Annotated in this window: 16 protein-coding genes; 10 read left to right on the top strand and 6 right to left on the bottom strand. The window is 73.4% G+C overall.

Annotated elements, in window-relative coordinates:
- Positions 1-226 precede the first annotated feature (226 nt).
- The 8 genes from BSL84_RS08045 (at position 227) to amaP (ending at position 5,630) form a co-directional block, all read left to right on the top strand.
- On the top strand, positions 227-1,825 hold the full coding sequence (locus tag BSL84_RS08045) for an ABC-F family ATP-binding cassette domain-containing protein (protein WP_030029785.1): 1,599 nt from the start codon (positions 227-229) through the stop codon (positions 1,823-1,825).
- Between the two features lie 351 nt (positions 1,826-2,176).
- The gene (locus tag BSL84_RS08040; protein WP_030010789.1) at positions 2,177-2,398 is read left to right on the top strand and encodes a helix-turn-helix domain-containing protein; all 222 of its coding nucleotides are present in this window, start codon (positions 2,177-2,179) and stop codon (positions 2,396-2,398) included.
- Positions 2,399-2,555: 157 nt separating this feature from the next.
- A complete protein-coding gene (locus BSL84_RS08035; RefSeq protein WP_030029786.1) occupies positions 2,556-3,335 on the top strand; it encodes an enoyl-CoA hydratase/isomerase family protein in 780 nt (259 codons plus the stop codon).
- Positions 3,336-3,466: 131 nt separating this feature from the next.
- A complete protein-coding gene (locus BSL84_RS08030) occupies positions 3,467-3,892 on the top strand; it encodes an Asp23/Gls24 family envelope stress response protein (RefSeq protein WP_030029787.1) in 426 nt (141 codons plus the stop codon).
- Between the two features lie 15 nt (positions 3,893-3,907).
- On the top strand, positions 3,908-4,093 hold the full coding sequence (locus BSL84_RS08025) for a hypothetical protein (protein WP_030029788.1): 186 nt from the start codon (positions 3,908-3,910) through the stop codon (positions 4,091-4,093).
- Between the two features lie 6 nt (positions 4,094-4,099).
- The gene (locus BSL84_RS08020) at positions 4,100-4,507 is read left to right on the top strand and encodes a hypothetical protein (RefSeq protein ID WP_376504609.1); all 408 of its coding nucleotides are present in this window, start codon (positions 4,100-4,102) and stop codon (positions 4,505-4,507) included.
- Entirely contained in the window at positions 4,504-5,076 is a 573-nt protein-coding gene (locus tag BSL84_RS08015; RefSeq protein WP_107069630.1) for a DUF6286 domain-containing protein, read from the top strand. Before BSL84_RS08020 ends, BSL84_RS08015 begins: the two co-directional genes overlap by 4 nt.
- The gene (gene amaP / locus BSL84_RS08010; protein ID WP_045322315.1) at positions 5,073-5,630 is read left to right on the top strand and encodes an alkaline shock response membrane anchor protein AmaP; all 558 of its coding nucleotides are present in this window, start codon (positions 5,073-5,075) and stop codon (positions 5,628-5,630) included. The genes BSL84_RS08015 and amaP overlap by 4 nt, the downstream gene beginning before the upstream one ends.
- 3 nt (positions 5,631-5,633) lie before the next feature.
- Here amaP and BSL84_RS08005 read toward each other — a convergent pair whose 3' ends face one another.
- The 6 genes from BSL84_RS08005 to BSL84_RS07980 all read right to left on the bottom strand — a co-directional run bounded on the left by BSL84_RS08005 (position 5,634) and on the right by BSL84_RS07980 (position 12,032).
- A complete protein-coding gene (locus BSL84_RS08005; protein ID WP_030030194.1) occupies positions 5,634-6,389 on the bottom strand; it encodes an SDR family oxidoreductase in 756 nt (251 codons plus the stop codon).
- 10 nt (positions 6,390-6,399) lie between these two features.
- Complete coding sequence (locus BSL84_RS08000; RefSeq protein ID WP_030030196.1) at positions 6,400-7,191, bottom strand: SURF1 family protein; 792 nt, start codon at positions 7,189-7,191, stop codon at positions 6,400-6,402.
- An 81-nt stretch (positions 7,192-7,272) separates the two neighbouring features.
- Positions 7,273-7,506: a hypothetical protein gene (locus tag BSL84_RS07995; protein ID WP_075972011.1), complete on the bottom strand. Its 234-nt coding sequence runs from the start codon at positions 7,504-7,506 to the stop codon at positions 7,273-7,275.
- Between the two features lie 100 nt (positions 7,507-7,606).
- Complete coding sequence (locus BSL84_RS07990) at positions 7,607-8,590, bottom strand: DEDDh family exonuclease (protein WP_030030201.1); 984 nt, start codon at positions 8,588-8,590, stop codon at positions 7,607-7,609.
- 48 nt (positions 8,591-8,638) lie between these two features.
- Positions 8,639-11,236 (bottom strand): MXAN_6230/SCO0854 family RING domain-containing protein, encoded by a 2,598-nt coding sequence (locus BSL84_RS07985; RefSeq protein WP_075970074.1) that lies wholly within the window; start codon positions 11,234-11,236, stop codon positions 8,639-8,641.
- A 151-nt stretch (positions 11,237-11,387) separates the two neighbouring features.
- Positions 11,388-12,032 carry a TetR/AcrR family transcriptional regulator gene (locus BSL84_RS07980; RefSeq protein ID WP_075970073.1) on the bottom strand — a complete coding sequence of 215 codons (645 nt, stop codon included), beginning with the start codon at positions 12,030-12,032 and terminating at the stop codon, positions 11,388-11,390.
- A gap of 114 nt (positions 12,033-12,146) precedes the next feature.
- On the opposite strand from BSL84_RS07980, the gene BSL84_RS07975 reads away from it, so the two are divergent.
- Together BSL84_RS07975 and BSL84_RS07970 are read left to right on the top strand one after the other, a co-directional pair.
- Positions 12,147-12,944, top strand: coding sequence for an acetoacetate decarboxylase family protein (locus BSL84_RS07975; RefSeq protein ID WP_030029131.1), 798 nt, complete (start codon positions 12,147-12,149; stop codon positions 12,942-12,944).
- A 1-nt stretch (position 12,945) separates the two neighbouring features.
- Complete coding sequence (locus BSL84_RS07970) at positions 12,946-13,830, top strand: SDR family NAD(P)-dependent oxidoreductase (protein WP_075970072.1); 885 nt, start codon at positions 12,946-12,948, stop codon at positions 13,828-13,830.
- The last annotated feature ends 2 nt before the right edge of the window (positions 13,831-13,832 follow it).

Below are 13,832 nucleotides of genomic sequence, written 5' to 3'. Positions count from 1 at the left end.
ATCCGGCCGGCCGTGGAGCCGGCGCGGTCGCGCGACCGCCCTGCGGCGAGTATCGACCCATTCGTCCGGACCCGCGCCCCGGCCCTCCCCGGGCACGGCCGTCCCGGAAACCAGTTGCACACCCCCGGTAGAATGTCTCCCATGGCAAATCTCCTCGCGGATTAGCGGCGTCGAAGCCTCGCGTCCCGCCCCCTTCCGCCGTCCCCACCCGCCCTGGAGTATTTCCGTGATCACCGCCACCGGCGTAGAGCTGCGCGCCGGCGCACGCGTCCTCATCGAGTCCGCCTCTTTCCGCATCGCCAAGGGCGACCGCATCGGCCTCGTCGGCCGCAACGGCGCCGGCAAGACCACCCTCACCAAGTGCCTCGCGGGGGAGGGCCAGCCCGCCGGCGGCTCCATCACCCGTTCGGGTGAGGTGGGCTACCTGCCGCAGGACCCGCGCACCGGCGACCTCGACGTACTGGCCCGCGACCGGATCCTCTCCGCGCGCGGCCTCGACGTCCTCATCAAGAAGATGCGGATGAACGAGGAGCGCATCGCCACCGGCTCCGGCGCCACCCGCGAGAAGGCGCTCAAGCAGTACGAACGCCAGGAGACCGAGTTCCTCACCAAGGGCGGGTACGCCGCCGAGTCCGAGGCCGCGACGATCTCGGCCGCGCTCAGCCTGCCCGAGCGGGTCCTCGGCCAGCCGCTGCACACCCTCTCCGGCGGTCAGCGCCGCCGCGTCGAGCTGGCCCGGATCCTCTTCTCGGACGCCGACACCCTGCTCCTCGACGAGCCCACCAACCACCTCGACGCCGACTCGATCGTCTGGCTGCGGGACTACCTCAAGAACTACCGCGGCGGCTTCGTCGTGATCTCCCACGACGTCGACCTCGTCGAGACGGTCGTGAACAAGGTGTTCTATCTGGACGCCAACCGCGCCCAGATCGACGTCTACAACATGGGCTGGAAGCTCTACCAGCAGCAGCGCGAGGCCGACGAGAAGCGCCGCAAGCGCGAGCGCCAGAACGCCGAGAAGAAGGCCGCGGCCCTGAACTCGCAGGCCGACAAGATGCGCGCCAAGGCCACCAAGACGGTCGCCGCGCAGAACATGGCCAAGCGGGCCGAGCGGCTGCTGTCCGGCCTGGAGGCCGTCCGGGTCTCCGACAAGGTCGCCAAGCTGCGCTTCCCCGACCCGGCGCCCTGCGGCAAGACCCCGCTGACCGCCGAGGGCCTGTCGAAGTCGTACGGCTCCCTGGAGATCTTCACCGACGTCGACCTGGCCATCGACAAGGGCTCCCGCGTCGTCATCCTCGGCCTCAACGGCGCCGGCAAGACCACCCTGCTCCGCCTGCTCTCGGGCACCGAGAAGCCCGACACCGGCACCGTCGTCGCAGGCCACGGCCTCAAGCTCGGCTACTACGCCCAGGAGCACGAGACCCTGGACCCGGAGCGCACGGTCCTGGAGAACATGCGCTCCTCCGCACCCGACCTGGACCTGGTCGCCGTGCGCAAGACGCTCGGCTCCTTCCTCTTCTCCGGCGACGACGTCGACAAGCCCGCGGGCGTGCTCTCCGGCGGCGAGAAGACCCGCCTGGCCCTGGCCACGCTGGTCGTCTCCTCGGCGAACGTGCTCCTGCTCGACGAGCCCACGAACAACCTCGACCCGGCCAGCCGTGAGGAGATCCTGGGAGCGCTGCGCACGTACAAGGGCGCCGTCATCCTGGTCACGCACGACGAGGGCGCCGTCGAGGCCCTCGAACCGGAGCGGATCATCCTGCTGCCGGACGGTGTCGAGGACCTGTGGGGACCGGACTACCGCGACCTGGTGGCCCTCGCCTGACCCGCCGAGGTACTGATCCAGTTCCTTATGGATCATTCGGCTCAGGGGTGATCCGTCATCTGAGTGAGACGGTCTCGTACCGTTGCGCGTCGTACGACGGCCCCGGCCGCGCCCGCGAGGGTGCGCGGCCGGGGTCGTCGGTCTTCCGCGGTCCGGCCCCTGACCTGGAGATTCCTCGGGCGGTCGACGGAGTGTGACGGAAGTCATGCAGCGGAAGGGGAGATTCCGTTCTGCTCGGGTGTCCACGGCTCGGGAAATGCCGTCGTACCGACCTTGCTGAATGGGTGGCCAGGAAGCCGGGGAGGGGTGATCATGAGAAGTCCAGAGCGCACTTCCCACGAGGAGGCACGGGTGGCCGAGACTCTGAAGAAGGGCAGCCGGGTGACCGGCGCCGCGCGCGACAAGCTCGCGGCAGACCTGAAGAAGAAGTACGACTCCGGTGCGAGTATCCGGGCGCTGGCCGAAGAGACCGGCCGGTCCTACGGATTCGTCCACCGGATGCTCAGTGAGTCCGGGGTTTCGCTGCGCGGCCGCGGTGGCGCGACGCGCGGCAAGAAGGCGGCTACGGCCTGACCCCGGACCCAGAGGTTCCAACGCTCCAACGGCTCCAAGGCTCACATGATCCGACGTTCCCTCCGGTGACCCCCGGGCGGCCTCCCGGCCGACCGGGTGGTTACTGTGCAGTCACTTAGGCCGAGCTTGCGGCCGACTGCACACCGGAGGCACACAGATGGCTCTGCTCGACAAGGACGGCGTACGACTCACCGTCGACGACACGGTCGCCACGGTGACGCTGACCAATCCGGCCAAGCGAAATGCCCAGTCCCCCGCGCTCTGGAGGGCTTTGGCCGAGGCGGGAAGGTCGTTGCCGGGCACCGTCCGGGTCGTCGTGCTGCGCGGCGAGGGCAAGTCCTTCTCCGCCGGTCTCGACCGTCAGGCGTTCACCCCCGAAGGCTTCGAGGGCGAGCCGTCCTTCCTCGATCTGGCGCGCGGTTCGGACGAACGGCTCGACGCCACCATCTCCGAGTACCAGGAGGCGTTCACCTGGTGGAGGCGTAACGACATCGTCTCCGTCGCCGCCGTGCAGGGGCACGCGATCGGCGCCGGCTTCCAGCTCGCACTCGCCTGCGACCTGCGCGTTGTCGCCGACGACGTGCAGTTCGCCATGCGGGAGACGAGCCTGGGACTGGTCCCCGACCTGGCCGGCACCCAGCCGCTGGCCTCCCTGGTCGGCTACGCCCGCGCGCTGGAGATCTGTGCGACGGGCCGCTTCGTGCACGCCGAGGAGGCGGAGCGCGTCGGTCTCGCCAACCTGGTCGTCCCGGCGGACGAGCTCGACGCCGCCGTCCAGGACCTGACCACCGCCCTGCTGGCCCCGCCGCGCGACGCCGTGATCGAGACGAAGACCCTGCTGCGCTCCGCGCAGACCCGCTCCTACGACGACCAGCGCGCCGCCGAGCGCGCCGCCCAGGCACGCCGCCTGCGGGACCTGGCGGGCCTGTCGGACTGACCCCCCGCGCGCATCTCCGAGGCCTTGAGGCGCCCCGGGACCACGCCGACCGGCGTAGTCCCGGGGCGCCTTCTTGCCCCGACGCGCCTAACGTGGAGCGGAGTGAGTCCGTATACGTGAAGGGACACGCGATGAGCGACACCGCATCAGGGGGCTCCCACAAGGCACCCGGCGACCGGGGGCGCACGACCATCGCGGACGGGGTGGTCGAGAAGATCGCCGGCCTCGCCGCCCGTGAAGTGGTCGGCGTACACGCCCTGGGCAGCGGCCTCTCCCGTACGTTCGGCGCCGTCCGCGACCGGGTTCCCGGCGGCCAGAAAGCCGCGGTCAGCCGCGGGGTCAAGGCCGAGGTCGGCGAGGTCCAGACCGCCCTCGACCTGGAGATCGTCGTCGACTACGGCGTGTCGATCCGTGACGTGGCACGGGCGGTCCGTGAGAACGTCGTCTCCGCGGTCGAGCGCATGACCGGCCTGGAGGTCGTCGAGGTCAACATCGCCGTGAGCGACGTCAAGCTGCCGGACGAGCCCGACGAGGAGCCGGAGTCCCGACTCCAGTAGCCGAGAGGAGCGCACATGAGCATGGCGGTCGCCGGCATGTTGGCCGGCATGGCCCTGGGGTTCGCCGGCTATTTCGGCGGTTTCGGTGCCTTTCTGCTGGTCGCGGCCCTCGGAGCCGTCGGCTTCGTAGCCGGTCGCTTCCTCGACGGGGACCTGGACGCCCAGGACCTGTTCCGCCGCCGCGACGACCGGCGGAGGTGAGCCGCGGTGAGCACTCCGCCGCAGGCCGGCCCGCCGGGCCCCGCAGCGCCGCGCACCGGCGTACGGCCCACCCCGGCCGAGGTGGCCGCCGGTGACCGCGGGGCCACCCGGATCGCCGACCGGGTCGTCGCCAAGATCGCGGCGCAGGCCGCCCGGGAGGCGCTCGCCGGAAGCTCCGGCGCGCCCCCGCACGCCACCGTCACCGTGCACCACGACATCGCACGGGTTCGGGTGAGCGTGGAACTCGACTACCCCTCCGACCTCGCCGCCCAGTGCGCGGCCGTACGCAGCAGCGTCGTACGCCGCGTCGAGGAGTGCGCGAACATGTCGGTCCCCGAGGTGGCCGTCGACATCGAGCACCTGCACTCCTCCCACACCCGGAGCGGCGCCGGGCGGGACCGGCGGCTGCGGTGACGGCACGCCGCTTCCGCTCCGCCCGCCGCATCCCCGCGGCCCTCGTCGCCCTGCTCGTGCTGGCGGTGGCGGGCCTGTTCCTCTACGACCTGGCCGCCGTACGGGCGGGCCGTCCCGCCATGGCCTGGCGCCGCGAACTCGCCCACCGGCTGGAGGCCCACACCCCCGCCGACTGGGAAGTGCAGGTGGCCGGCGGGATCCTGGTCCTGGCCGGAGCCGTCCTCCTGCTGCTGGCCCTCACACCCGGGATCCGCAGGATCCTGATGATGCGGACCCCCGGCGAGCACGACGGCGAGCCCGACCAGCAGGGCGACCCCCGGCTGCGGGCCGGGATCGGCCGCAGGGACGCCGCCCAGGTCCTGCGCGACCGGGCCATGGAAGTGCCCGGCGTGCGGTCCGCCCGGGTCCGGATGGGCCGCTCACGCGTCCGGGTGCGGGCCACGTCCCACTTCCGCGAACTGGACGCCGTACGGGCCGACCTGGACGCGGTGATCGCCGTCGGCATCGACGAACTGGGCCTCGTGCACCCGCCGCGGCCGCGCCTACGGGTCAGGAGGCGAGCGGATTGACCGGAACCGTGAACCGGATCCTGCTGGCGGTGGCCGGCGCGGTGCTGCTGGCGGCCGGTGTCGTCCTGCTGACGGCGGTTCGGCCGCTGGGCGGCCGCGCCGCGCCCCTGCTGAGCGCCGCCGACCGGCGCCGGTACCTGCATGCCGACGGCTGGACGTGGTGGGTGCTGATCGCCGCGCTCGTCGTGTGCCTGCTGCTGGCCCTGTGGTGGCTGCTGGCCCAGCTGAAGCGCGCGCGGCTGCGGACGGTCGCCGTGGACACCGGGGACGGAGGCTTCGCCGTGCTGCGCGGCCGGGCCCTGTCGGACGCCGTCGCCGCCGAGGCCGGCGCCCTCGACGGGGTCGCCGGCTGCCGCGTCGCCCTGCGCGGACGGCGCGGCTCTCCCGCGCTGCGGGTGGCGTTCGAGCTGGAGCCCCACGCCGTCCCGGCCGACACCCTGGCCGGCCTGGCGGGCCCCGTCCTGAGCCACGCCCGGACCTCCGCGGGCCTGCCCGACCTGGCGGCGGACGCCCGCTTCAAGGTCACCTCCCACCGCGCCCGCCGCGTCACCTGACGGTCAGAAGCCGTGCCGGGAGCCGCCGTCGACCGGGAGCATCACGCCCGTCAGGTACGAGGCGGCCGGCGAGAGCAGGAACGCCGCCGTACGGCCGAACTCCTCCGGGGAGCCGTACCGGCGCAGCGGGATGCCGGACTCGTTGTGCGCACGGGCCGCGTCGGCGTCGCCGGACAGCGCGTCCAGCTCCCGCACCCGGTCGGTGTCGATACGTGCCGGAAGCAGGCCGACGACGCGGATCCCACGCGGACCGAGCTCCACCGACAGGGACTTCGCGAAGCCGGCCAGCCCCGGGCGCAGGCCGTTGGAGATGGTCAGGCCGGGGATCGGCTCGTGGACCGACCCTGACAGGACGAAGCCGATGACCCCGCCCTCGCCCAGCGCCGAGGCCGCCGCCCGGGCGAGCCGCACCGCACCGAGGAAGACCGACTCGAAGGCGGCCGCCCACTGCTCGTCGGTGCTGTCGACGGCGAAGCCCGGGACGGGTCCGCCGACGCTGATGAGGATGCCGTCGAAGCGGCCGAAGCGCTCGTGTGCGGCGGCGACGAGCCGGGCGGCGGCCGCCGGGTCCGCGTTGTCCGCGGCCGCCGCGACGGCGTTCGGGCCGAGTTCGGCGGCGGCCCCGGCCACCCGCTTCTCGTCCCGCCCCGTCACGAGGACCTTCGCTCCGTCGGCGACCAGCTCCCGGGCGGAGGCGAAACCGAGGCCGCGCGAGGCCCCGGTGACGATGTAGACACGGTCTTTCAGTCCAAGATCCATGCCCGACACGCTACGCCGCCGCGGGCTCCTGTTCGGCCGCTTCGGCCCGGGCCGCGGCCTCCTCGCGGTCGCGCTTCTCCCGCCGTACGAGGACCAGCCAGCCCACCGGGACCGCGGAGGCGAACAGCCACCACTGGACCGCGTAGGCCATGTGCGCGCCGATGGAGTCGTGGTCGGGGTCGGCGACCGTCTCCGGACCGCCGTCACCCGGAGCCGGATCGGTCAGCTCCAGATAGCCGCCGAGCACCGGCCGGCCCAGGTACTCCGACTGCTGCCCGCTGTTGATCAGCATCACCTGGCGGTCGGGCAGGCCCTTGCGGTCCTTGATGCCGCTGCCGCCGCTCGTCTCGTCGGCCTTCAGCCGCCCGGTGACCGTCACCTCGCCCGCGGGCGCGGCGGGCACCGGCGGATAGGCACGCGGGTCGCCGCCGCCCGGCACCCAGCCGCGGTCGACCAGCACGACCCGGCCGTCGGCCAGGACGAGCGGGGTCAGGACGTGGAAGCCGACCTTGTCGTCGTTCGAGGTGCGCATCCGTACGACCACCTCGTGCGCGGAGTCGTACGTGCCGGTCGCGGTGACGGCGCGCCAGAAGTCGGAGCGGGGGACCTTGTGGCCGGGGGAGGTGACCTCCGTCACGGGGACGGGCTCCGCCCTCAGGTTCGCCTCGATCAGCTGGTTCTGCGCGACCCGGTGCACATGGCGGTGGTACTGCCAGAACCCCAGCTTGATCATCACGGGGATGAGGACGAGGGCGACGAGGGTGAGGGACACCCACTGCCGGGTCAGCACAAAGCGGTACACGCCCACGACGGTACCCCGGCCGAGCGGGACCCCGGCGGCCGGGTGGCCCTCCGGGGTCGCGGGAAGGAGAAGGAGCGGCGGTCACACGTGGTCGACGATGCCCACCTTCCCTTCCGCGCGGGCGCAGTGCCCGCCGCAGAACCACTGGCCCTCGACCTCGACGCCCTGTCCGATGATCTGGACCCGGCAGTGCTCGCAGATGGGCGCCATGCGGTGGATGGCGCAGGAGAAGCAGTCGAAGACGTGCACCGCGCCCTGCGCGTGCACCTCGAAGGACATGCCGTAGTCGTTTCCGCAGACCTCGCAACGTGCCATGCGCCGCATGCTGCGCACGGGGAGGCGGCGGAACAAGATCCACCCTGGTGAGTCGCCGCGCGGACACCCGCCCGGCCCAACGGGCGGCGCCCGGGGCGCTTCAGTCCCCGCAGTCCCCGGCCGGCGCCACGTCCCGCAGCAACTGCGTGAAGGCCGCCTCGTCGACGACGGGGGTGCCGAAGGACTTCGCCTTGACCGTCTTGGAGGTCGCCGAGTCGGGGTCGTTCGTCACCAGCAGGCTCGTGAGCCGCGACACACTCGTCGCCACGTGCAGGCCCGCCTCGACCGCCCGGTCCTCCAACAGCTCCCGCTCCACCGAGGTGTCACCGGAGAACGCGACCCGCATGCCCTGCTTCAGGGGCTTGCCGTCCTCGAACCGCCCCGGGTTGGGGTGCGGGCACGGCGGCCGCCTGCGCGAGGGCCGCCAGCTGCCGCCGCCCCCGTACGACGCCTGGTGCCCCACGCGCGGGGTGGCGGCGGAGTCCGACCACTCCGTCAGCGGCCGGCACTCCAGCAGCGGCAGCCGTACGCCGCCCTGTGCCGCCGCGTGCAGCGACGGACGGAAGGCCTCCGCGAGCACCCGGGCGTCGTCGAGCGCGTGGTGGGCGCGCTGCTGGACCACGCCGAAGTGCGCGGCGAGGGATTCCAGCTTGTGGTTGGGCAGCGGGAGGGCCAGCTCCTTCGACAGGGCGATGGTGCACAGCCGCTGACGGACCGGCGCGGTCGTCTCGGCGCGCGCGTACTCCCGGGCGATCATCTGCCAGTCGAAGATGGCGTTGTGCGCGACCAGCACGCGGTCCGCGAGCCGCCCGGCGAACTCCTCGGCGATGTCCTTGAACAGCGGGGCACCGGCGAGCACCTCACTCGTCAGACCGTGGATCCACACCGGCCCCGGGTCCCGCTGCGGGTTCACCAGCGTGTACCAGTGGTCCTCCATGTTGCCCTGGGCGTCGAGCCGGTAGACGGCGGCGGAGACTATCCGGTCGTCGCGAGCGAGCCCGGTGGTCTCCACGTCGACGACCGCGTACCCCTGGGGATACGCGGCCGGCCACGTCGTCTCTGCGGTCGTACGGTCGTCGAGCATGGTCACAGAGGATATCGGCACGGACCGACACCGCCGCCCCACCCGGGGTCAGCCCAGGGCCGAGACCAGGTCCGCGGCGGCCAGTTGTTCGAGCCCGCAGCCGTCGACGGGCCCCGGCAGCAACCGGTACACGGCTCCCCGCGCACCGGCCGGCGCCACGTCGCCGTCGACCAGCGCGAGCAGGGCCGACCTGCCCGACGCCGCCGCGCCCGCGAGGGCGTCCACCTCCGGTGAGGGCAGCGCGGTGTCCGGATCGCGCAGCCCGAGCAGCCGGGCGGCGAAGGCCGCGCGGTCCTCGTCCGCCCGGCGCCGGTAGGTCCACAGCTCGTCAGGATCGCTCGGCCGGGGCGTGCGGCGCAGTACGACGACCTCCTCGCAGCGCGCCGCCGCGTGCCATCCCGCCAGCTCCCACAGGGTGGTGCGGCCGGTGGAGAAGTACTGGAAGAGGTCCCGGCCGATCCGGGCCAGGTCCTCCCGGTGCGCGCACACGCTGTGGTAGCCCTCGTCGTCCGGCAGGTGCACGTCCGTCCACAGGAAGCCGCGCCGCTCCAGGTCGACGAGCAGCGGCACGTGGATGCGGGAGTTGCCGACCAGGTCGTAGCGCTGCCGCACGGTCCGCGGGTCGTAGCGGGCGGTGCGGCCGGACCGGCTCGGCAGGGCCATGAAGCCGGCGAAGGCGTCGGGCAGCAGCTCGAAGGGGATGTTGTTGTAGCTGAAGACGACGGGCATCGCGAAGCGCACACCGGTGTCGGCCAGGGCGTCGAGGTCGATGTCGACGTACTCGCTCGCCCCGGCCGGGGCGGGGGCGGAGGTGAGGTCCCCGGAGTGGACGACGGCCCGCCCGCCGAAGACCAGGCTGGTGAAGTCGCACAGGCCCGCGTAGTTCCAGTCCCCGTCGAACAGCACCACCGACAGGTCGAGGTCCACCGTCTTCTTCGGCGGCTGCGTCCAGTGCAGGAACATCCGCAGCACCTCGCCGTCGGGCAGGGCCTGGAAGCTGCCCTTGGGGACGGTGACCAGGGCCTTGGCCGCGGCCCGCTCGGCCGACGGGACGTGCAGGTGGGCCAGGCGCGAGTCGAGGACCGCCACCTCGTACGGCTCGGCCGCCGCGAGCCGGCGCAGCAGCTCCCGCTCGAACAGGCCGGTCACCGCGCGGGTCACCGGCTCGGCGAGCGGGGCCCGGGTGTCGTCCACCGTGTAGGAGTGCGCGACCTGGCCCCTCGGGAAGAACACCCTCCGCGTGCCGGGCAGATGGCGGATCCGCAGCCGCCCCAGCGCGGACAGCACCGGCCCCGGCCCCGCCGACGGCAGCCGCCGCTCCAGCACCGCCGCGACCTGCTCGGGCAGGGCGTCGGCCGCGTACCGGCGCAGCAGGTGGTCCAGGCGCCGTACGAGTTCCCCCGGCCGTTCCGCGAGGACGGCGAGGGCGAGGTCCGGGTCCGGCCCGCGCAGGGCCTCTTCTGCCCGGCCGGTCCAGGTGGCGGCCCGGACGCGGGAGCCCACGACCCTGACGGCGCCGGGGTGTTCGGCGGCGGTGGCCAGCAGCGCCTCGCCCAGCGCGGTGCCGTGGACCGAGGTCCCGCGCAGTACGGCGAACGCCAGCGCGGCCCGGGGGTGGCGCCCGTACTGCTCGAAGGGGTGCAGGATCTCGGCGGCCCGCTTCCACCGGTCGGCGTGGCGCAGCACGTCCTCGACGAGCAGCGCCGGGTCCAGCCCGTCCAGCACGGCCAGCAGCTCGCGGCGCAGCGGCCGCGGCAGGGAACGCATCCGGGGCGGTGCCAGCAGGTCGGCCCCGCCGCCCGACCAGACGGCGAGCAGCCGCAGCACGTCGGTGGCGGTCGTCAGCCACCGGGGGAGCAGGGCCCGTACGGCCTGCCGGGTGCGGCGCTCGCGCAGCAGGGTGCCGAGCACCATGGCCTTGGTCTCCCGCACCGGGATGGCGTCCGGCAGCCAGTCGAGGCCGACCGGCGCGGCGGCGAGCAGCACCTCGGCCTCCTCGGTGTCCTGGGCCGACAGCGGCGTCCGGCGGGCCAGCAGCCGCCCGAGGGCGGTGACCGCGTCGGCCGCGCGGTCGGTGCCCAGGTTCAGCAGCCGCAGCGGCCCCGCCGGCTCCCCCGGCGCGGGCCGCCCGGGCCGCTCGGCGGCCGGGTCCAGGAAGGGGTCGGCGGGGTCGATCCGGCGGTGGCAGATCGGGCAGCCCGTGTAGACGGAGCCGTCCCAGCAGCTGCGGCAGACCAGATGGGCGCAAGGGGAGACGGGGTGGACGCTGCCGACGGCCGCGCACAGCACGCACGGCTGGGCGGGCCACTGCAGGAGCAGCGCGAAGACCCGGTCGAGCCACAGGCCGTACGTGTCGTCGGGTACGGAGGCCGGGAAGGTGCGGAACAGCGGCATGTGGGTGCGGTCGGCGCCCAGCAGGACGTCGATGTCGCGGACGAGCGAGGTGCCGGCGTCGGCGAGCCCCGAAGGGCCGAGCCAGGCGAGCGCGGAGCGCAGCGGCGCCGTCAGGGCGAAGCCCCGGTCGAGGAGTTCGGCCTCCAGGGCCGTCAGCCCCTCGGCCGTGGACGGATCGCCGGGGCGCGGCCCGGCCTGGTCGACGTACACGGTGTGGAGACGGCGCAGCAGGACGGTCGACAGCTCGGGCAAAGGGGGGAGTCCTCCGGAACCGGGGAGAGGGAAGGGCGGGGGCGGAGAGGGGACGCGCTGCGTCGGCATAGGAGAAGTGAGAAGGAAGCACGTCGCGGAGCCGCCCCCGCGCAGCAGATACAACCACGGCCGCACCGCGGCGCAAACCGATTTACCGGCCGGCTGCCGGATCCTGCGGCGGCGGCGCCAGCAGGGCCGTCACCAGGGCCCGTACGGACAGCAGGAACAGCCGCTCCGGATCCGCGGGCCGGGCCAGCGCCCGGGCCAGCGCCGGGTCGTCGGACGCCGCGGCCGCGTCCCACAGCTCGCTCTCGCCGGGGTGCTGGGCGGGGGAGCGCTCGCGGTTGCGCTCGACCAGGAGGAACCCGACGACCTGGAACTGCACGGCGCGCACCGCGTCCGCCGCGCGGGCGCCGCGCAGCCCCGCGGCGTGCACCTCGTGGACGAGCGCCCGCTGCGCGGGCAGGAACATCCGCTCCGTCAGCCCCCGTTCGTGGACCATCGCGATCAGGTGCGGGTGTCCGCGCAGCTCGCGGCGCAGGGTCCGGGCCACCGAGAGGATCCGCTCGGACGGGGTGCGGCCGTCGGGGCGGATCGCGCCCATCTCCCGCACGGTCCGCTCCACGAGGGCGTCGAGCAGCGACTCGCGGTTGCCGACGTGCCAGTAGATCGACGTCACCGCGGTGCCCAGCTCGGCGGCGAGCCCCCGCATGGTGAGGGCGGCCGGACCGCGCCGCTCGACCAGGGACGCGGCGGCGTCCAGCACCTCGTCACGGGTCAGCGAGGACCGGGCCATGTCTGCGCACCGCCGATCTGTCGATACGTCAATTCTGTTGTGTGCGAGGGTCTTTACCCTTCATCGCGGGCAGTGTAACTGTGTTACAGACCCGACCGAGAGGTGGTGCGAGACATGGCACGCGTACGGTACGGAGCGCGCACCGAGGCCCAGATCGCCGCGGCGCGCGAGAAGAGTTCCAAGCTCCCCGGCATCTGGTCCACCGGCGTGGTGGCCCTCTGGGAGACCGATCCGGACGTGGTCGCCGCGGTCCTCCCGCCGCCGCTCAAACCGGCCGCGCGGCCCCTGGTACGGGCCAACATCAGCAGGGTCGACCTGCCCGGCCATCCGCTCGGCGCCGGCTCGGTGTCCGTCGCCGCCCGGCACGACGCGGTGGAGGGCTGGTACCCGCTCGTCATGCCGATGACCCACGAGCGCGCGCTGACCGGCGGCCGCGAGGTCTTCGGCGAACCGAAGAAGCTGGGCGAGGTGACCGTCGAGCGCGACGGACTCGTCGTGCGCGCCGCGCTCGCCCGGCATGGGATCGCCTTCGTCGAGGTGCGCGGCGCCGTCGACCGCGACCTCCCGCTGCCCGGACCCACCCGCAGGACCGACTTCTACTTCAAGTTCCTGCCGGCGGTGGACGGTTCGGGCTTCGACGCGGACCCGGTCCTCGTGCACTGCGTCCGAGACGAGAAGGTCCGCAGGCTGGAGCACGTCACCGGTGACGTCGTCCTGCGTGAGTCGATGTTCGACCCGGTGGCGGACCTCCCGGTCCGCCGCCTCGTGGAGATCACCATCGGCGAGAAGACCACCGACCAGCAGGGCCGGGTCGCCGAGCGGGTCAGCGCCCGGGCCCTGCTCCCGTACATCCACCAGCGCTACGACGACCCCCTGCAGATCCTCGACGCCCCACCCGAAGGGAGCCTGTGAGATGCGGCTCGAAGCCGGCCAGGTGGCCGTCGTCACCGGCGCCGCGGGCGGCATCGGCCTCGCCATGGCCGGCCGCTTCGCCGCCGAAGGACTGAAGGTCGTCCTCGCCGACGTCGAGGAGGCCGCCCTGCACAAGGCGGCCGAAGGCCTCGTCGAGGCCGGGGCGCAGGTGCTCGCCCGGACCGTCGACGTCGGCGACCGCGACTCGGTGCTCGCCCTCGCCGACGCCGCGTACGACGCCTTCGGCGCCGTCCACGTGCTCTGCAACAACGCGGGCGTCGGCTCCGGCGCCGAGGGCCGGATGTGGGAGCACGAGCCCAACGACTGGAAGTGGGCCTTCTCCGTCAACGTGTGGGGCGTCTTCCACGGCATCCAGGCCTTCGTCCCCCGCATGATCGCCGGCGGCGCCCCCGGCCACGTCGTCAACACCTCCTCCGGCGACGGCGGCATCGCCCCCCTGCCCACCGCCTCCGTGTACGCCGTCACCAAGGCCGCCGTGGTCACCATGACCGAGTCGCTCTACGCCCACCTCAGGGCGGAGGGCGCGGCCGTCGGAGCCTCGGTGCTCTTCCCCGGCCCGCACATGCTGCGCACCGGACTGTGGGAGTCCCACCGCAACAGGCCCGAGCGGTACGCGAAGGAGCGCCCGCGCAGGACCCCGTACCGCACCCTCGACCAGTACGAGGCCGCGATGAGGCGGGCCGGCCGCGAGGTGGCCTTCACCCCGGTCGAGGAGGTCGCCGAGCACGTCGTCGACGGCATCCGCGCCGACCGCTTCTGGATGCTGCCGCCGAGCGAGCACAGCGACCGGCAGATCCGCGCCCGGTCGCAGTCGATGCTCGACCGCGCCAACCCCGCCTACCTGGAGAGCTTCATCCTCGACTGAGG

Source organism: Streptomyces sp. TN58, assembly GCF_001941845.1.
GTDB lineage: Bacteria > Actinomycetota > Actinomycetes > Streptomycetales > Streptomycetaceae > Streptomyces.
The sequence above is the reverse complement of the archived record's forward strand: the minus strand, read 5'-3'. Positions and strand labels throughout refer to the sequence as shown.